The sequence below is a fragment of the Methanomicrobiales archaeon HGW-Methanomicrobiales-1 genome (assembly GCA_002839675.1).
Lineage (GTDB): Archaea > Halobacteriota > Methanomicrobia > Methanomicrobiales > Methanospirillaceae > Methanoregula.
In genome coordinates this window covers 238683-257780 of record PGYM01000001.1, presented here as the reverse complement: position 1 = coordinate 257780, position 19098 = coordinate 238683, and the positions used below count along the sequence as shown (strand labels likewise).

17 protein-coding genes are annotated in these 19098 nt (G+C 53.3%); 10 read left to right on the top strand and 7 right to left on the bottom strand.

What is annotated here, in order from left to right:
* Nucleotides 1-40 precede the first annotated feature (40 nt).
* The 3 genes from CVV30_01265 to CVV30_01255 are packed head-to-tail and all read left to right on the top strand — an operon-like array spanning nt 41 to nt 2056.
* Nucleotides 41-373: a transcriptional regulator gene (locus CVV30_01265; protein ID PKL70030.1), complete on the top strand. Its 333-nt coding sequence runs from the start codon at nt 41-43 to the stop codon at nt 371-373.
* Nucleotides 374-423: 50 nt separating this feature from the next.
* On the top strand, nt 424-1230 hold the full coding sequence (locus CVV30_01260) for a TIGR00268 family protein (GenBank protein ID PKL70029.1): 807 nt from the start codon (nt 424-426) through the stop codon (nt 1228-1230).
* Between the two features lie 58 nt (nt 1231-1288).
* Complete coding sequence (locus CVV30_01255; GenBank protein PKL70925.1) at nt 1289-2056, top strand: formate dehydrogenase family accessory protein FdhD; 768 nt, start codon at nt 1289-1291, stop codon at nt 2054-2056.
* Here CVV30_01255 and CVV30_01250 read toward each other — a convergent pair.
* On the bottom strand, nt 2042-2980 hold the full coding sequence (locus CVV30_01250) for a TIGR00269 family protein (protein PKL70028.1): 939 nt from the start codon (nt 2978-2980) through the stop codon (nt 2042-2044). The two genes, CVV30_01255 and CVV30_01250, sit on opposite strands and share 15 nt — an antisense overlap.
* A complete protein-coding gene (locus CVV30_01245; protein PKL70027.1) occupies nt 2981-3175 on the bottom strand; it encodes a hypothetical protein in 195 nt (64 codons plus the stop codon).
* A 102-nt stretch (nt 3176-3277) separates the two neighbouring features.
* Here CVV30_01245 and CVV30_01240 point away from each other — a divergent pair, with 102 nt between their 5' ends.
* Nucleotides 3278-4183: a quinolinate synthase gene (locus CVV30_01240; GenBank protein ID PKL70026.1), complete on the top strand. Its 906-nt coding sequence runs from the start codon at nt 3278-3280 to the stop codon at nt 4181-4183.
* Between the two features lie 189 nt (nt 4184-4372).
* Complete coding sequence (locus tag CVV30_01235; GenBank protein PKL70025.1) at nt 4373-6625, top strand: hydrogenase expression protein HypA; 2253 nt, start codon at nt 4373-4375, stop codon at nt 6623-6625.
* A 61-nt stretch (nt 6626-6686) separates the two neighbouring features.
* Here CVV30_01235 and CVV30_01230 read toward each other — a convergent pair whose 3' ends face one another.
* Nucleotides 6687-6932, bottom strand: coding sequence for a hypothetical protein (locus tag CVV30_01230; GenBank protein PKL70024.1), 246 nt, complete (start codon nt 6930-6932; stop codon nt 6687-6689).
* 12 nt (nt 6933-6944) lie between these two features.
* Entirely contained in the window at nt 6945-7643 is a 699-nt protein-coding gene (locus tag CVV30_01225) for a hypothetical protein (GenBank protein ID PKL70023.1), read from the bottom strand.
* Between the two features lie 110 nt (nt 7644-7753).
* Here CVV30_01225 and CVV30_01220 point away from each other — a divergent pair, with 110 nt between their 5' ends.
* From CVV30_01220 to CVV30_01205, 4 genes are read left to right on the top strand one after another with little or no spacing between them, the layout of a single operon-like run.
* Nucleotides 7754-8278 carry a hypothetical protein gene (locus CVV30_01220; GenBank protein ID PKL70022.1) on the top strand — a complete coding sequence of 175 codons (525 nt, stop codon included), beginning with the start codon at nt 7754-7756 and terminating at the stop codon, nt 8276-8278.
* Nucleotides 8279-8326: 48 nt separating this feature from the next.
* Entirely contained in the window at nt 8327-8569 is a 243-nt protein-coding gene (locus tag CVV30_01215; GenBank protein PKL70021.1) for a hypothetical protein, read from the top strand.
* Complete coding sequence (locus CVV30_01210) at nt 8556-10583, top strand: DNA polymerase I (protein ID PKL70020.1); 2028 nt, start codon at nt 8556-8558, stop codon at nt 10581-10583. Before CVV30_01215 ends, CVV30_01210 begins: the two co-directional genes overlap by 14 nt.
* Nucleotides 10584-10637: 54 nt before the next feature.
* A complete protein-coding gene (locus tag CVV30_01205) occupies nt 10638-12134 on the top strand; it encodes a ribosomal methyltransferase (protein ID PKL70019.1) in 1497 nt (498 codons plus the stop codon).
* Nucleotides 12135-12248: 114 nt separating this feature from the next.
* Here the strand turns inward: CVV30_01205 and CVV30_01200 are convergent, their stop codons facing one another.
* Nucleotides 12249-14411, bottom strand: coding sequence for a hypothetical protein (locus CVV30_01200; GenBank protein ID PKL70018.1), 2163 nt, complete (start codon nt 14409-14411; stop codon nt 12249-12251).
* Nucleotides 14412-14573: 162 nt separating this feature from the next.
* Here CVV30_01200 and CVV30_01195 point away from each other — a divergent pair, with 162 nt between their 5' ends.
* On the top strand, nt 14574-15935 hold the full coding sequence (locus CVV30_01195) for a hypothetical protein (GenBank protein ID PKL70017.1): 1362 nt from the start codon (nt 14574-14576) through the stop codon (nt 15933-15935).
* 454 nt (nt 15936-16389) lie between these two features.
* Here the strand turns inward: CVV30_01195 and CVV30_01190 are convergent, their stop codons facing one another.
* Both CVV30_01190 and CVV30_01185 read right to left on the bottom strand, forming a co-directional pair.
* Complete coding sequence (locus tag CVV30_01190; GenBank protein ID PKL70016.1) at nt 16390-17334, bottom strand: hypothetical protein; 945 nt, start codon at nt 17332-17334, stop codon at nt 16390-16392.
* Between the two features lie 586 nt (nt 17335-17920).
* Nucleotides 17921-19098, bottom strand: a 1178-nt coding sequence (locus tag CVV30_01185) for a hypothetical protein (protein ID PKL70015.1), incomplete at its 5' end; no start/stop codon positions are given.

The window sequence follows — 19098 nt, the reverse complement described above, 5'->3', positions numbered from 1 at the left end:
ATCGTCCGTGAGAATTTCGATCTCGTAACCTTGTGATACCATGGAAGCACCCTGTCAGAAAATCGTCTGGAATGTCCTGCCGGCAATCCGGGCGGCAATTGCTGTGGAACTCGTCAGGGGCGGAACCTCCCAGGTTGAAGCTGCGCGAATGCTTGAGATGGCACCATCAGCAGTCTCCCAGTACCTCTCCGGCAAACGCGGGTACCGGATAGAATTTGAAGATGATGCAAAAAAGTCGATTGTCCTGCTGGCACAGGATCTTATCGACAGAAAAGAGGTCAACGTGATGGAACAGATCTGCCGGATCTGCCGCCAGATCCGCGATGATGAAAGCGGATGTGACAAAGCCGCTTCTGAACGATGCGGGTTATAGTTTTTCGTTCACATCCCGTTTGAGGGGTTTTTAGTAATCCTGGTACACCCATGAATACGACAGAGAAAACGCAGGCACTCAAAGAATATATTGCATCAAAGGGATCGATGCTCATCTCCTATTCCGGGGGTGTAGACAGTGCCCTGCTCGCGGTACTTGCAACAGACATTCTCGGTAACAATGCCCGGTGTATCCTGCTCGACAGCCCGCTTGTCCCGCGTAGTGCAATTGCTGAGGCACAACAGATTGCACGGGAACATCACCTCACGCTGGAGATCATCCCCGTGCAGGTTATGGAGAATGAGCGTTTTGTAAAAAATCCTGCAGAGCGCTGTTACTGGTGCAAAAAACAATCAGCCAAAGTTCTGGTGCGACGAAAAGAGGAACTTCACTTTGCCTGCATCGCCGATGGCACCAACGTCTCCGATACCGGAGAACACCGGCCCGGGCTCCGGGCCAGTACGGAAGAAGGGATCTGCCACCCGTTCTTAGAGGCCGGGATCACCAAGGCTGAGATCCGGGAGATTGCACGATCAATCGGCCTGAAGTTCTGGAACAAGCCATCAGCTGCCTGCCTCTCGTCCCGCATCCCTTATGGGGATGAGATCACTGAAGAAAAACTGGCCATGATCGAAAAAGCAGAAGCATTCCTGCATTCCAATGGCTTCTCCCCGTGCCGTGTCCGGATACACGGGGGCATTGCCCGGATCGAAGTGCTGAATAACGAACTCCCGAAACTGCTGGCCATGCAGGATATTGTAGTGAAAAACTTCAAAACACTCGGGTTTGCCTATGTCACGCTGGATCTCGAAGGCTACCGTTCCGGCAGTATGGATGAAGTATTAACAACCGGGTAACAACAGGATAAGCAGAGCAATGACCGCACACAAAGACGGAGATAGTACAAAAGAGGCAATGTTCAGGCAGGTTCCCTGTATCCGGGTGGACGGGGAAAAGGCCGAAACCGGCTCCCACGAAGTGATAGAGGAGATCCCGTATGCCCTCTTTATCAACGGCAGGCATGCGATGACTGCCATGATGAGCCCGGTGCAGCTGGAGGATTTTGTCACCGGCTACCTCTACACCGAGCAGATCATCAAAGGGATTGACGAGATTGAATCGATCCGGATCGAGAAGAACCGCCTCAGTGTGATTACCAAGAACCTCTTCAAGGTGCTGGGCCCCAAAAAGACGATTCTCTCCGGCTGCGGGGGGAGTGCATCCTTCATCGACACCGCAAAACTGCCCTCCATCAAATCCGATTTTACTATTCCCTCGACCATCATCAGCGGAACTATCCGGGGGATCCTCGACTCCGAGCTGCACGATAAAACGGGCGGTATCCACGTGGTAGGGCTCGCATCCACGGATGGCGTGATCGCCCGGTCTGAAGATATCGGGCGGCACAATGCGCTTGATCGGGTGATCGGGTATGCGCTGAGAAACAACATCGACCTGTCCCGCACCTATGCGATCTGCTCCGGGCGCATCTCCTCAGAGATGGTCCGGAAATGCCTGATTGCAAACATACCGATCATAATCTCCCGTGGTGCTACGACCACCCTTGCAATCGAGATCGCTGCAAAGACCGGGCTGTGCGTTGTCGGGTTTGTCCGCAGTGCAAAAATGAACATCTACACGCATCCCGAACGCGTGCAGGGTATGCCGTCATTTCCCCAGTGACTTCCGGAGCATACACACCTGGCAGAGTTCCCTGCTGCAGGGATCGCCGCACTCCCGGCAGCGGCGCATGGGTTCGGATATCGCACCCCGGTCCGCATATTTTTCTATCGTTTTTTTGCTTTTGATCAGGTTTCGCATGGTACCGGGATGTTTCTGTTCCATGGCAGAGAGCATGGACCGCACTTCTGCCCGCAGGGCATAGCGGGTATACGGGCACTCGGGAAGAAAGGGAAACAGGTCCTGGACGAACAGATATGCAGCGATCTCTTTTTCGGATATATCGGCAAGCGGTTTGATCCGGGGGATAAAACAATCAGAAGAGTCCGCATCGCTGGTACGGACAAGGCGGGGCAGGTCGCCACGGAGCGCGTTCATCAGGACTGACTGGGCTTCATCATCGAGATTGTGGCCGGTGGCAATTTTCGTTGCACCCGCGTTGTGTGCAGCGACTGATAGCGCTTTCCTTCGCAGGATCCCGCAGACCGAGCAGGCCTGGGTTTCGCGCCCGATGAGAAGAGTATCGAGATCATTGCCGATAAGATCCGTAAACGAGACGCAGACATGCTCGATCCGGAGTTTTTGGGTGACTTCCTCTGCTGCCCGGATAGTGTCATCACGGTAGCCGGCAATCCCTTCATCAACAGTAATTGCCACAAGGCTCACATCTTCCCAAGATGAGAGAAGCCGGGAGAGGATCACGAGAAGTGCCGTGCTGTCCTTACCGCCACTGAACGCAACCGCGATCCGGTCATGCGGCTTTATGAGTTCTCGCTCCCGGATCGTCCGGGCTGCCCGTTCCTCTAATTCAGCGATAAGATGAGTGGCACAGAGATGCCGGCCCGGTTCCCGCAGGCGGATTACCGGGGGTTCACCGCAGAGCGTACACCGCTCCCCTCCCCCGGTCACTGTATTGCCCTGACTCATTCATCCTCCATGCGCAATGCGGATGATCCGGATTACATCATCATCCCCGGCAACCGCATCTTCGGGCACCAGCTTCCCGTTTCGGGATACGATCACTTCAGATGGGTTGATCTGCAGCCGGTCAAGGATAAGGCTGATGCTCAACGGTTCGCCCACAATCGTCTCGGTTGTTGAGTCGGGGAGGATGATTTTCATGACTTCAGGGAATAGTTAGGCGTACCCGTTCATAAAATTCCCCCACACACCAGCTTTTTGATACACAAGATCGCATCTATACAGCACAGGAGCGTTCAAAGCTTGCCGGGCACTTCACTAAAGGATGAGATCATCGCTTTGAAAGAAAAGCGGGATGCGATTATCCTTGTCCATAACTACCAGCTGCCAGAAGTGCAGGATATCGCCGATCTCTGCGGGGATTCACTCGAACTCTCCCGGGCTGCGGCAACCATGGACGGGGAGGTGATCGTCTTTTGCGGGGTGGATTTCATGGCCGAAACTGCCGCTATTCTCTCTCCGGATAAGACCGTTTTACTCCCTGCTCCCGATGCCGGCTGCCCAATGGCGCAGATGATAACAGCAGAAGAACTCCGGTTCGCCAAAGACCGTAACCCGGACGCGGCCGTGGTCTGCTACGTGAATACATCCGCAGAAGTCAAGGCAGAGAGCGACATCTGCTGCACCTCATCAAATGCAGTAAAAGTGGTGAACTCGGTTGAACAGGACCGCGTAATCTTCGTTCCCGACCGTAACCTCGGGCGTTACGCAGCCCGGTTCACCAAAAAAGAGGTCCTGCCATGGGATGGGTTCTGCATTGTGCACGACCAGATCACACCGGCTCATGTTGCTGCCGCACAACAGGCACACCCGGACGCGGTGCTTCTCGTCCACCCGGAGTGCCGTCCTGAAGTGATTGATCTCGCAGATCACGTGGCAAGCACTTCCGGCATCATCAACTATGTCTGCACATCACCCAAACGGGAGTTCATCATCGGAACCGAAGTCGGGATCCTGCATAGGCTGGAAAAAGAGTGCCCGGATAAACAGTGCTACCCGCTATCTCTGGCGGGTATCTGCCGGAACATGAAAAAGACCGATTTGACAAAAGTGCGGGACGCATTACAGACACTCCACCCCCGCATTACCGTACCAGAAGAAATTGCGGTGCGTGCCCGCCAGGCGATCGAGCGGATGCTGGCGCTCTGATTCTATTTTTAGTTCCCAAAACACCGGGCGCAGTTACGAATCCCGATATGTAAACCGGTTCAGATGCACCACACTGCCATATCGCCTCATTTAGCATTTCCGCACCATCAGGCACCCTACACTTTTTTGTGGTTCTGCTCACAACAGATTATATCTTAATTTTTTCCCGATGTGACCGCAGGATCTCCTATGTTCAACCCGTTTAACGCGCTCGCTTCCCTCATAGTCACCCGCCCGAAACATCTGGCAGTGCTCTTCTGCCTGCTGCTCGTTGCAGCGTTCTTCGGGATGACCATGATTTCCATGGCTACGGGGACAGATACCTACCTTGACAAGGACACCCGGCGCGGGATGCTTCTCGATAAATACACCAAAACTTTTCAGTCCGACAGCGTGCTGATCCTCATCGAATCCGACGATGTAATGAGCCCGGAAGTGCTCAGGTATATCGACCGGCTCCAGCAGGATATCGTCCAGGAACGGTATGTCACCGGAGCGTCAGGCATCTCCGATTTGGTCAGGGAACAGAATGGGGGAGTCCTCCCCACGAACCATGCCGATATCACGGCAATTGAGGAACGGGTACCCCCTGACGTCCTCGCCCTGTACGTCCCGTCCAAGACCATGACCATCTCGGTTGTCACCGTTGACCAGGGACTTAAAGACGAACAGTCGTTTTCTCTCGTGGATAACATCAATAAACGAGTAGACCTTTCCAACCGGCCTCCCGGGGTAAGCGTGGTTGTCACGGGTAACCAGGCATACAACAAAGAGACATCTGATGCAATGGGCACTTCCATGGGTGAACTCATCCTGGTCGCCATGCTCCTCATGCTCTTTGCCGTAGGCCTCCTCTTCGGTCACGTCCGGTACCGCCTTCTCTCGGTCTTCATCGTGGGTACCGGTCTCATCCTGACCTTTGGGGTTATCGGATTTTCGGGCATGCAGATCACGATGGTGACCATCGGTGCTTTCCCGGTCATGATAGGGATTGGGATCGATTACGCGATCCAGTTCCATTCGCGATTCGATGAGGAGATCCGGAAATCCCCCATTGCTGAAGCGGTTACTACAACCATTACCAAAGCGGGTCCATCCGTGATTTATGCATTGATTGCCACTGCAATGGGTTTTATTGCCCTGACCATCTCGCCGCTCCCGATGATCCGCAGTTTCGGCATTACCTGCGTGATCGGGATCATCTGCTGTTACATTGCGGCGATCGTGGTTGTGCCGGTCTTTTGCATCCTGGTAAATTACCGTCCGGTAAAAGAGCAGGTTCAGAAAAAACCCGATACCGCAAAATCGAATATCGAACGGTATAACGAGCTCGTGGGCAGGGTCGTGAAAATGGTATCCCGGAATGCGGTTCCGGTCCTGATCATCTGCGTCCTTTTAGCCGTCATCGGGTTCCAGCTGGACAACGAGATCATCGTCAACACCGATGAGAAGACCTTTGTCCCGGCAGATATGCCGGCAAAGGTGAACCTCGACAAGGTCCGGCGCACGATGGGCGAGACCTTAAGCGTCCCCGTGATGGTGCAGGGAAGCGATCTGCTCTCCCCGGATTCTGTCCGCTGGATGTATGAGTTCCAGCAGTACGAACAGACACATAACAGCAAGATCACCGACTCATCGAGCATTGCCACCTATCTTGTACAGTACAATGACGGGGTTCTGCCGCAGACGGACCCTGAGATCGAAGCCGTCATGAAAAAGATTCCCCCGCAGATCCGCGACCGGTACGTGAGCTGGAACACCGAGGCGGTCATCGAGTTCTCATTTATCGCCATGCCCAATGATATCGCAATGTCGACGATCGAGCAGATGAAAAAAGATCTCGCATGGAAGGCACCCCCGCCGGGCATCCACGCCTCCTTCACCGGCATGTGGGAGATGTTTACCAACCTGATCCGGGAGATCCGGGAGGGAAAGACATTCATGACCATTCTTGGTTTCGGAATGATCTTTGTATTCCTCTATATCATCTACCGGAAATTTGCCAAAGCGGCAACCCCGTTGGTCCCGATCATCATGATCGTAGGCTGGAACGGCCTCATCATGTACGTGCTTGCCATAGATTACACCCCGCTCACTGCAACGCTCGGTTCGATGTCAGTCGGTGTAGCTTCGGAATACACGATACTGATCATGGAACGGTACTATGAGGAGCGGCAAAACGGGCTTGCCCTGCTGCCGGCAATCCAGTACAGCATCCAGAAGATCGGAACGGCGATTACCATATCCGGTATGACAACCATCTTCGGGTTTGCCGCACTCATGGTCTCTGCCTTTGGCATCATCAGCAACTTCGGCACCGTAACGGTCATCTCGGTCTTCTTCGCACTTGCCGGTGCCATCATCGTGATGCCGGCGATCCTTGTACTGGTGGGGCTGATGGAAGGCGGAAAAATTACCCCAGAAGATAGTCAGAATTCCTGAAAAAAGGATTTACGGATTTTTCATCGGGTTACCTGATGACACCCGGCAATAACAGACAATTTCACTTTTTTTCAGGAGCTGTTTTTTGTGCCATGATTTTACTGTACATCTCTTCTCCCACGCATTCCTTTGCATGCTTACACCACTGGACGCAGGATGCAATATCGTTATAGACTTCAAAACCGCAGCTGCATTTAACGGAGATATCGTTTGAGAACAATTCCACTTCCTCTCCGCACCGGGGGCACTTTTTAATCGCGAGCGTGGGGGTACGCAGGTTCGCTGCTCCGGGACAGTGATCGAGCATCAGGTTCCTCGGTTATTGTGTATACTTCGAATTTAATGAAGTCACAGGTTGTATCGGTTGTATCACCCGTTCATTATCGGAAAAAGGCATATTCACGAGCGGGGAGACCGGATGCAGGACCATCTTTTCTGCAGGGTACGGTGCAAGCATCTCCCTGAGCTGCCCGGTATCCAACTGGCCTCCGGCAAGCCATCCCTCTTCATGTTCGGGGGAAAGTATCGCTGGCATCCGGTTGTGCACCGTTGCCAGTAACGTGTTGGGCTCGGTCGTGATGATCGTATATGTGGCAAGCACAGATCCTGCGGGATCCTGCCACTCATCGTACAGCCCGGCAAAGGCAAAGAGCGGCAGATCGGTTACGCGGATGTAGAACGGGTGCTTTTTTACCCCCTCGTGCTTCCACTCAAAAAAGCCGCTCGCAGGGATGAGACAGCGTTTCTTTTCCAGCAGGGGAGCAAACGAAGGTTTCTCCGCAAGAGACTCAGCCCGGGCGTTGATAATCGGGTGCGCACCCTTGAGGTTTTTTGTCCCGTGGGGAACCAGCCCCCACTGCATCTGTACCAGTTCCCTGCCGGAAGCCCCCTGCACGATCACCGGCTGCCGGGTCCCGGGCGCGATATTGAACTTTGAGCGGGCGCCAAGCATCGGGTTGAAGATGCGGAACCGGTTGCCAAGATCATCGATACAGATGAGGGAGTACCGGCCGCACATTACACTCCACTTCTCGTCCGCCCGCTCATCAATCTTACGATGCGGTCCAAACACTTTCACCCCCCGCGAGCCTGAGCCTTATCCCGCCCGGTGCAGCAGGGATCCGGGCTATGCTGATCGAGCTCTCCAAAGGGATCACCCTCCACCCGGGTAGTTTCACGGCCGTGATCGCGCCGGAAAAAAAGATCCTTGCTGCGCTCAACAGCAACGCGGATCTCCAGCGGTTCCTCTTCCTCTTTGTCTGCGGCAACTACTCGCGTATCCTCTCGGGCATCAGCCGTACCTCCAGCAATTTCGAAGTCCGTAGACCGTTTACCGCGGACCAGCTCTTAACCGTCATTCACGAGGCAGCCCACACGATAGTCTTTATCGAACATGATCCTACGCTTTTTGACGGGGCAGAACGCCTGCTCGGCCCAATCGCATCAGCACTTAAACAGGCCGGCAGGGAGGCACTCGTGATCCTGTGGACGCCAGCGAGCGACCGGTCCTTTGCCGCACTGATCCGGCAGGCAGACCGTATCATCGAAATTGTGCCCGAAGGCCCGGTCCCGGACCGGTTTGGCTTTGCCAGCCAGCGATCCTGCCGGAAGGGGGGAGTGGTGCCCCGGGCGCAAAAGACACTGGAGGTGTAGGAAACGGGGAGGAGTTTTGCAAGCGTCCGTCAGGGAGTAAAGGGGCCCCTGGAACGCTGGGCCCGGGCCGCACGGGCACTCAGGAAAGAAGACCTGCCCTATGGGAAGAGACTGGTCGCGCTGGCAAAACTCCATTCGAGCGAGGCATTCTACGGATGTGACGATCCGCTTGAGGCAGCGGTCTTTTCGGGGCTCATGGGAATACTCAGGCAACAGGAAGAGCAGGAACCGCAGGCATGCACGGGTCAGGGGAAGGAACGGGGGGGAGTGGTACGCGATGTGGATCCTTGACTCGGCCTTCCGGAGCGGGGGCGTGGACCTGTGGCACAAGGACGGGACGGTGCAGAAGTGCCATCACGATTATGATCCACCATTCTATCTCCATCTTAAGGACCCGGATTTACATCACGAGATGATCGAAGCGCTGGAGGAGCGGTACCGTGCAGAGCCCTGCACGTTTACTACCATCTTTGGCGAACTCGAGGGGTACCGGGTTTTTGCCGGGCGACCGGTGGCTGAAGCTATCGAGCAGCAGACACAGTTTGCAGCGCAGCTCTTCAACGTGGACGTGCGACGCGACCAGCGTTTCATGGCAGAGCAGGAAATAGTACCCTGCTGTACTGATCCGGCTGAAAGGTTCTCCCCGATCTTTGAACACGGCCTGAAGAGCATAGAGATCCGGATCCATGATGACCCGGCCCGCGACCAGACCTGCACGGATATTGAGATCATCGGTGAGCGCACCGAGCGGCTGCATGGGCAGGAGAAGGACGTGCTTGCCGATCTCTTCGGGCTTGTTGCTGCATCCGACCCCGACCTGATCCTGATGACCGATGCGGATCGCTGGATGGGAAAACTCCAGCTGCGTGCCCGGGCACTGGGTCTCACGATGCCGTTTTCCCGGAGCGGGAAATACCGCACCATGGACTCGCGCTCCTACTGGAGCTATGGCAGGGTCGAGCACAAGGAAGCAGCACTCATCCCGGACGGGAGGATCCTTATCGATACCGAACAATCTTTCGTGTACCGCGAGGGTGGACTTGCTGGGGTCCTCATGGCCTCCCGGCTCTCGGGGCTCTCCCCCAGCCTCGCGTCCCGGTTCACCCCGGGCACGCTTATCTCCAGCTACGAGACCTATGAGGCAGTGCGAAGAGGAATTGTGGTGCCGTTCAGGAAGAGCGATGCTGAAGTCCTGCGGAAATTTGCGGCCCTCAAGACCGCGGACCGGGGCGGGATGATGTTCCAGCCGGAGCCCGGCATTTTTGAAAACGTGGACGAGATCGATTTCACTTCCATGTATCCCTCTATCATCGTGCAGGCTAACCTCTCGCCTGAGACCATCGATCACCCGGAACAGCCACGACGGGGTTTTCTCCCCACGGCCCTTGAGCCACTGCTGGACCTGCGGATACGGACAAAGCAGCTGAAAAAGACCGACCCTTCTGTAGCCGGCATTGATGCAATCCTCAAGTGGATGCTGGTCACCTGTTTTGGTTACACGGGTTACAAGAACGCAAAGTTCGGAAGGATCGAGGTGCACGAAGGGATCACCGGACGATCGCGCGACATCCTGCTGCACACCAAGGACATTGCCGAAGCAATGGGTTTTCGCGTTCTCCATGGGATCGTGGACTGCCTCTGGGTGCAGGGTTTACCGGTTGCAGCGCTCCAGGAGCGTGTCGACCGCGAGACCGGGCTGCCAACGGAACTCGAACATTTCACCTGGATCGTCTTCCTGCCACTCAATGACGGTCTGGGGGCCTACAACCGCTACTATGGCAGGCTCTCGGACGGGAGCGTGAAGGTGCGGGGCATTGCCGCACGCCGGCATGACACCCCGGAATATATCCGCACAATGCAGGGCGATATGCTTACCGTAATGGGGAAGGCAGCAACGATCGGTGAACTTGACAGACTGTGGGATCAGGTGAACGCAATATACCGGAACGCGGTGGAACAGCTCCCGTCCGCACCACCACAGGAGATGGCCATCAGCCGGCGTATCAGCCGGCTCACGTATGCCCACCGCTGCATTGAAGGCGCTGCGGTAGAAGCGTACCGGGAGGCAGGAGTACCCGTAGCGCCGGGCATGAAGATCCGGTATGTGGTGCGGGATGCCCACACGTACCGGGTAGACCCTGCATGGAATGCAGACCGCTTCGATCTCGCATACTACCGGGAACTACTGGATAGGGCATGGACCGAGATCGCGTACGCGTTCAATGAGGGAAAAGGACCAGGTAAAGAACAACAGCGGGATCCCACACATCCGGTGCAACGGCAGATCTATGCCGAGCTGCAATAGGAACAGGATACACAAAAGATGTAATAGGGTCTAAGAGCCAAGTAACCGGCAACCATGACCGATAAGCAGCTCATCTCCACCATAAAATATGTGGCCGGGACAAAACCGGTTTTTTTACTCTCGGAGATCGTGCCGTACCTTGAAAAAAAACACCCGGTTGAAAAACTGCACACCCTCATCAGCCCCCTGTTGGATGAACTGGACCTTGTGGCAAAGAAAGTCGGAACCGATTACGAGATCTCGCGGATGGTGCCGGCAGCACAGTATACAATGAACCCGGCAGAGCTGGAGCGGCAGGATGCTTTTTTTGCAACCCGCCGACTTCCCCCGGCTCTGGAAGCAGCAATTGAACAGTATATCCCAAAAAAAGTGGGAAAGGAACTGACCGATCCAGCGATTCTCGAACGGCTCCGCAGGGCGATTGTTGCCCAGAAATCGGATTACTGGAAGCCGACGCACCAGCGTTCACTGCAGTACACCAAGGCATACCATGTGCTCGGGTATCTCGCGTACCATTTCCCGGTCTATTACGTGCAGACCCAGCACCTGCTCGCCATGCTCGCCCGTGACGGGTTGCTGAAGAACACGATGACCATCCTGGATGCCGGTACCGGGCCGGGGGTCGTACCGCTTGCGATTGCGGATTTTTATTCCCGGCTGGATGGTGCGAAAGCAACAGTGTACTCGGTGGAACGCTCGGAAGAGCACATCGAGGCGTTCATGTACCTGAGGGAGCAATGCACGCAGAAAGGGGCTAATGTCAGTATCAAGCCCCCGATAAAGGCAGACCTCACCACTCTTGACCCGGCAAAGATTCCGCAGCAGATCGACCTGATGATCTTTTCGAATGTGCTCAACGAGATCAGCGATGTATCGCTGGACCAGCGGGCAGATCTCGTCCTGAAACTGGCCGGGCGGCTCGCGCCGGATGGGACTATCCTCATCATCGAGCCTGCTGAAGAAGCCAATTCCTCGCAGCTGCGGCTGCTCTCGCTTGCGTTGAAGAAACGCGGCCTCACGATTCATAGTCCCTGCTCATTTATCTGGGGCACGAACTGCACGCCGGACCGGTGCTGGAGTTTTACGACAAACCGGAACATCCAGCCCACCCGTATGATGGGAATCCTCGCCTCCGGGGAGGAGCCGTTCCGGTATCTCAACATCGATATCAAGTACACGTATGTGGTGCTCAGGAAAGATGGGAAAGTCCGGGACTCATACCGGGTGCCAGCCGGTTCCCGTGTTCTGCGGTTGTCCCAGATCCGCCGCCACGTGGAAAAACGGATCAATCTCATAGCCGCCAAGATGTCGGGGAACCTGGGCGATGCCAAGACGATGGTGTTCAAGCTCTGCGATGGTACGGCAGACACACCGGTATATGCGGTGGTACCAGCCTACCATGTTACACCGGAGAATGAAGCGATCGTGTCGGCACCGTACGGTACAATTCTCGAGATTGAAAGCGTGCTTGTCCGGCACAACCCGAAACATGATGCGTACAATGTGCTGGTGAGCCGGAATACGGGGATTATTCCGGTAGATAAGAAGTAGGAGAACTATCGGGTTATTCCTTATCCAGTACGCTACATTTCCAGGATTCTGTTTTCCTTTTCGCGTTAAAACCGAAAAAATAGTGAATCCGGACAGACAGGTTATTTGGAAGGTTTAGGTTACAGTAAACCGGGTGGTCTGGGTTATGGTCTGACCATCGCTATTGGTATATCTTGCAGTGTAAGAGCCCGTGGTTGCCCCGGCGGGTATATCAAACGTGAAAATAACCTGCGTCGGGGAGACGACGTTCACGGAGGATGCAGTTATTTTAGTAGTCGGAGCGCTGGCGCTGGTCAGCACAACTGCCATACCGGGCTGCAGACTGGTCCCCGGGGCCGTGACAATGACGCCATTGGTTCCCCGTGCTCCTGAAGCAGGAGAGAAGAGAGGGGTTATAGGAATCGCCGGTGCCAAGCTGTTGACGGTGAATGCCAGAGTGCCTGACGATCCCCCATCTGGATTGATAACCCTGATAGTCCAAGCACCGGCAGTAATACCAAGAAGATCGAACGTACCGGCATTGATTGATGTCGGGGAGGCTACATTCACTCCTGTTGCAATAACATCGGAATACCCGGAACGCTGGAGACGTACCTCTGCCCCGGGCCGGAACCCGGTACCGGTAAGCGAGATGATAGATACCGGCCAGCCTCGGTTGCCAGATATCGGGTTCCTTACGGTAAGGGTTGGGTTGGTAACCGTAAACGTCTGGGTGCCAGAGGCCTTGCCATCTACAATAACAACTACATTCCAGGTTCCTGCCGTTACGCCCGTAAGATCAAAGGTTCCGGCGTTGATTGATGTCGGGGAGGCCACATTCACTCCCGTTGCAATAACATCAGGATACCCGGAACGCTGGAGGCGTACCTCTGCCCCTGGCTGGAACCCGGTACCGGTAAGCGAGATGATAGATACCGGCCAGCCACGGATACCTGTTGTCGGGTTTCTTGCTGTCAGGGTCGGTGCATTGCTGGTGATCGTAAACGCATTTGCATAGGTTCCGGTTTTCCCATCAGGATTTGTCACGATAACAGTCCGCTTTGCCGCAGGAGCGCCGGTGAGGTCAAAAGTGCAGGTAATACTCGTGTTAGCCGGATTTACCACAACATTGTTTGCCGTAATATCAGGACCTGCAGTGCTGTTGACCAGTGTCACTATTGCTCCGGGCTGGAAAAGGGATCCCGCCAGATTCGTGATACTCACGGTCCAGCCACGCACATAGGTGTTTGGAGTTATTCCTGTCACTTTAGGTGCATTGCTGGTGACCGTGAAGGTACTGGCACGGGTTACTGTCTTTCCGTCCGTATTTGTTACGGTAACATTGTAGAGACCGACCGGTGCATCGGACGGAATATACAGGGTACCGGTGATATTGGTTGAAGCGACAACATTGACACTTTGTAAGGGTATTATCGTGGCACCCTGCCAGTATGTCACCGTTGCACCCGGCTGGAAATAAGTCCCCAGAAGCCGGGTAATTTTAACTGTTGTACCCTGCACACCGGTTGCAGGCGTACTGCTCGTGATAGTCGGGGCAGAGCTGCTCAGGACAAAATAGTTCGCCCGCATACCCTGTTTCCCATCAGGGTTGGTAACGACAACATTGTAATTCGGAGGGCTTGCCGTTTTGCCGAGAAGATCAAAAGTACAGACCATCTTTGTGGATGAGACATATGTACACGATGCAGCAGGAATATCCGGTGTTCCGGAACGGTTAAACTTGGCTGTTGCCCCGGTAAGGAAGTTGGTTCCGGTGATGCTCTCGATCACCGGCCAGCCCCGGTTTCCGGTAGTATTGGTGATAGATGTAACGGTCGGTGCCGGGCCAGTCGGGGGAAGTGGAACACACGTCCAGTTCCAGGTCGTTATGAGAAGGTGGGCCTGTTCATCCACAAGCCGGATTGCCAGAGGGCATTCCACAACCGATTGTGCTTCACTGGTAGAAAGCGTTGCGGCATTGAGGGTTACCTGATAGATATTTTTGGAGGTATTGTAGTAGATGAACAATGTTGTGCCCGGTTTGACGGTGTCAAGCCCCGACACAGGCTGGACTCGCCAGCTGGTGGTCTTGTTATCGATGTAAATACCCATCTCGTGTGATCCCGAAAGAGATGGATTAATAATCACTTCATCACCGGCCCGGAGGAAAACGGTAATGAAATTTTTACCATTGAGGGTCTGATTTTTTATATCAGAGACTATGAAGGCAGATTTCTGCTGGAAAATATTTGCACCAAGGAGTAAACCAGTAACAACAATTGCCAGAACAAGAACCATGAAAATAATCAGTATAACGGATACGGTTTCTGATATTCCTCGGTCGCTTTTCATAAGGTGGCTGGTTAATCATTATCTCAAACGCATATTTAAGATAATGGGGTTTTTTACCAGAAACCCGAATTAATTTTTATAGTTCAGATTTATAGTAAGTGTAGAGCCATGGACAACCTTAACCTGAGCAGCGATGAAGCGATCATTCACACAACGCAGATAATCATTATCAATGGCGTCAGGCACGAAGCAGTACTGACAAGCAGGCGCCTCATCCTTGTTGAGAGCGAAACGGGCCAGATCCATGAAGATATCCTGTTTGCAGATATCGTTCTGGCAAAATCAGGGGTCAATAAATTACGCGAACCGATCATAACGATCAGTTTCAATTCGCCCGAAGGAGAGAACCGGACCCTGAATCTTATTTTTATCCATGGAACGGGCAGCCAGAATAGCAGGGATATCGAGAAATGCCTTACTTATCTCAAACAACAAGCGGTCCCGGTTGAGAACAAAAGCCTGGTAAGTGATGCGGTTCGCTTAGACCGGGGTGAAAGGGCAAATACCGGTGTGCTGGCAGTCGATGAAAAGACCCGTCGTCCCGCAGTACCCGAATGGTCGTTCACGGGAGCACCACAACAGATTAAGCAACCCATTAAAGAGGAGGAGGTCCCCGAACGTTCGCCCCTCTTCCTCATAGGCGTGATGGTCCTCGTTATTGGGGTAATTATAAGTGGAATGTTTATCGTGGGACAGGTTATCCATGCGAAAAATGTTCCGGTTTCCCAGAATGAAACTGAACCAGTGGTAACAACTATCGTTACCACCACACCAGATATCGTTCCGGCTCCGGAGCCGGTCAGCGAGGTTACTTCTGTCCCGGAGGAGTCTTCTCCATCGATCGCTATTCCTCCCAATGGCATCTGGGTACGGGTAGAGTATCCCGGGAATTTCTCCGGGTCCATTGGTGCACGGGGGAGAAATATCGAGGTCAGTGGCTCCGGCATAAAGTACTACCAGTTGCCGGTCACCGATACCAATATTGATGGATCTGTCGCCAAACTGGATGGATCATCAGATAAAATGGTAGTTGAGGTCTATAAAGACGGGACGCTGGTTTCACGGAAGAGTTCTATGACACCCTTTGGAGTGATTGATCAGTTCACGACAGACTCTGAAAATCTCACAAATGATGTGACAGTGATACCTGCTCCGACACCGGAAATCCAGGCTATCGATGACTACCTCCCCGTGATCAGTATCCCCGACACCGGTATCTGGGTACGGGTATATTATCCCGGGAGTTTTTCCGGAACTCTTGGAGGGCGGGGCATTTTAACAACGGTAAAAAGTACCGGTGACCAGTTATACAACATACCCGCTAATGTTGGAATCGTAGAGGGATCAATCGAAAAAGACGATGCGTCAGCAGGAAAAATGGTAGTCGAGGTCTATAAAGACGGGGTCAGGATGTCCCAGACAGCGACAACGATCCCCCACGGCCTGATTGACATACATACAACGGTTTAGGAAAGTAGGATCAATCCTGATATTCTACTCCTGCTCATCCACTGGAAGTTTAATAAATGCCAATGACAGGTTGTACCTTTTTTCCGAATCCCTTATAGGAAAAGTGTACGAGATGATCCCAAGTCCATTCTGTATTCTATGAACATTGGAGGTGTCATGCCAGAACCATGCATTCAGTAGGGGAATGTTTCCCGGTAAGAGCCAGCCCAGTAGCACTAACACCGATCAGGATCACAATACCAACATACTCGGAGATGGCCCGTTTCAGAATGCAGCCACGGTTTCGTAGGGCACTACCCGTGATAATCTGAATTGTGTGCATCCAATCCCCGATACTACTCATGAATAAAAATTGTTATGGCACTGGTGCTATTCAGCCGTATCATGGATCTGGCTGAAAAATTACCGGGGGGATTCATTACCCTGCCATTATGAGCATTGTGGCGATCCCTTCTCAACTCAGGGTCAATGAATTGAACTGCGTCGCATACAACGATACGCCATAGGTCGGATCCTGTCCGCCTGATATCCTGACAGTTACACTATTCGCCGGTGTAAACGACTGCGTAATGGTAAATTTCTGGCCATTGCCCGGAGGGGACCGGGTAGCGTCAGCATAAAACACCCTCTCGCCATTCACCTCAATTGCTATCCATCGTGCCACAGGAAGAGAGGAGGAACTGAGCAGACCGCTGAAGGTAAGGGTATTCCACCGGGTACCCGTGCGGGCAGTAAAGGTCTTCCAGACTCGGGACTGGGTTGGAATACTAACAAGATTAACTTCCGATCCATGTTCGCCATGACCGTCAACCATGATCGGACCGTATTCCCGACAGGATCCGGTTTTAGTTGCCGGGGTTCCCGTACACGAAGCATCATGCTGCCAGTCTCCCCAACCATCAACAGACCAGTCCCACGTCAGGGGGGGTGAAATTTCGTCTAAGACCATGAATACGCCGATCTTTGACCCGGATTGCTCACCGTAGTTCTTAACAAAGATATCCCACTCCCCAGCTGACGCGGGTGACGCAGGCAGCGGGAACGTGCAGGTGAGCTGGGTTGGTGAGATTACCGCCACATCTGTTGCGAAAATATCAGGTTCCCCGACCCTTGACAGCCAGACGGACGGTGCTGGACCATAGGCAAAATTCGTGCCTGCAAGAGTGACCGGTGCTATTGTCCCGGAAGCGCCTGAAGGCGAGGTGCTGGGATTCATGGAAGGAGTGAGAGGAATTAAAGGAGAAACCGGGGATATATTCTGTGAAGGGACCTGCTGTTGAGAGGATGGCAAGAAAGCACCGGTCATAACGACAGCAATCACAAGACAGATGATGGCGATAAGTATGATTGCACCAGCGATCTTCAGGTATCCTTTGTTATTGCCGGGTGGCGGTGTCATATGATACTCCATCGCATTTTTTATAACGGGAATTCTTACAAGCGGTTTCCCGCACGGTTGTGCGTTCCTGCCCGACTTGCTGCTGTGGGCAGATATCGGTTAAGGATTTTGCGGGATGCTCTTGTCCGGAATATACGATCAAAGGTTGGATGAGGTAATAAATTACGCGATAATACGGGAGAGGAGGGGCACATAACGGAGAGCCGCAGGGAGTTATCCGGTTACTGTTTAAGATATACCGGGTTACATATGACTCGGGGGGCTAAGTCATGCTTTCCCCTAGGATCGGTATTAAGAAATGTGTCGGTTATCAAAGGTAAAACACACATTCACCTTCTTGTTCCCATCTGGATATTCCTCACGAAATACACGATTGGTGCATCATGATCTCCTTAATGTAACAACAATCCAATCTCGACAGACTATACTGTCAATGTGACCAATCGGACAAGAGAGAACGGGACTGTATAAAATAAAAAAATGGGAGCATTCCCTCATTTACCGGTTATCGGATTCCCGGACAATACGGGAACTCCTGTTTTGACGGTCAGTGCCGTTTTGTTATCAGCGTTGTGAGGATCTCTTCTCAGCTTAGGGTCAGTGAATTGAACTGTATACTATACGACGATGTGAAGACGATTGGTTCCTGCCTGCCGGATATTGTGACGGTTACCGGGGTTGTCTTCTGCGGGAATGTTGCCGTAATGGTGAATGGCTGACCATTGAGCTGGGGGTCCTGTAATGCTGTGGCAGAATACACATCCACGCCGTCTACTTTAATGGTCATCGATCTTCCGCCGGGTTGATCGGAGGAACTAAGCAGACCACTGAATGTAAGGGTATTCCACGAGGAGCCAGAAGAAGGCGTAAAGATCTTCGTGACACGGGATTCCGTTAAACTACCAATAGCAGAAGTAATATCCGCTCCATATTCGCCATGGCCATTGAGAATAACCGGGCCGTATATCGAACAGGATCCGGAATCCGGGCATGTTGTTTCAGTCTGCCACCCATCCCAGCCGTTATTATTATCCCAGTTCCAGATCATGGGGACATCACCAATTTGTTTATCTATGGTGAACGCTCCGAGGTTTGCAGAGATTTGCCCGTCTTCGCTCATGATCATGACATCCCTTACCCCTTCCGAAGCGGACAGGGGAATATTTAGTACGAAGGTCATCGAGGTAGTACCGTAGATATGCACATCTGAAGCGGGAATATTACTTTCCCCGGATTTTGCCAGCCAGATGGAGGGGTTCGTTCCAAAACCAAAGTTCGAGCCTGTAACATTTACCGGGTTGTTTATCGTCCCGTTGGGAGCGTGGTTTGGATCAATGGAAGTTACCACTGGAGCCGGTTTTATAAGAGTGAATGCGGCGTTCTTTGAACCTGACTGCCCATCCGCATTCTGAACCACCACATCCCACTGCCCTTCTAAGGTATTTGTCCACAGGGGCATTGGAAGTGTACAGGTGATCTGAGTAGGCGAGACCACCTGCACATCGGTTGCGATAATAGTACTCTGCCCGGATTTTGCCAGCCAGACTGACGGTGTCGTACCCACAACAAAATTCGTACCTGCAAGGTTCGTCACCGTAACCGAAGTACCGAAAGTGCCGTTGTCCGGAGTGATGCCGGTTACGGTTGGGGCTGCCGGGGAAGTAAAGGTAAACTGGCCTGCGGGGGTGACTGCACTGGTACCGTTGGGCGTAGTAACTGTTACATTGACGGTACCTGCTGCACCGGCGGGAGAGGTGACATTGA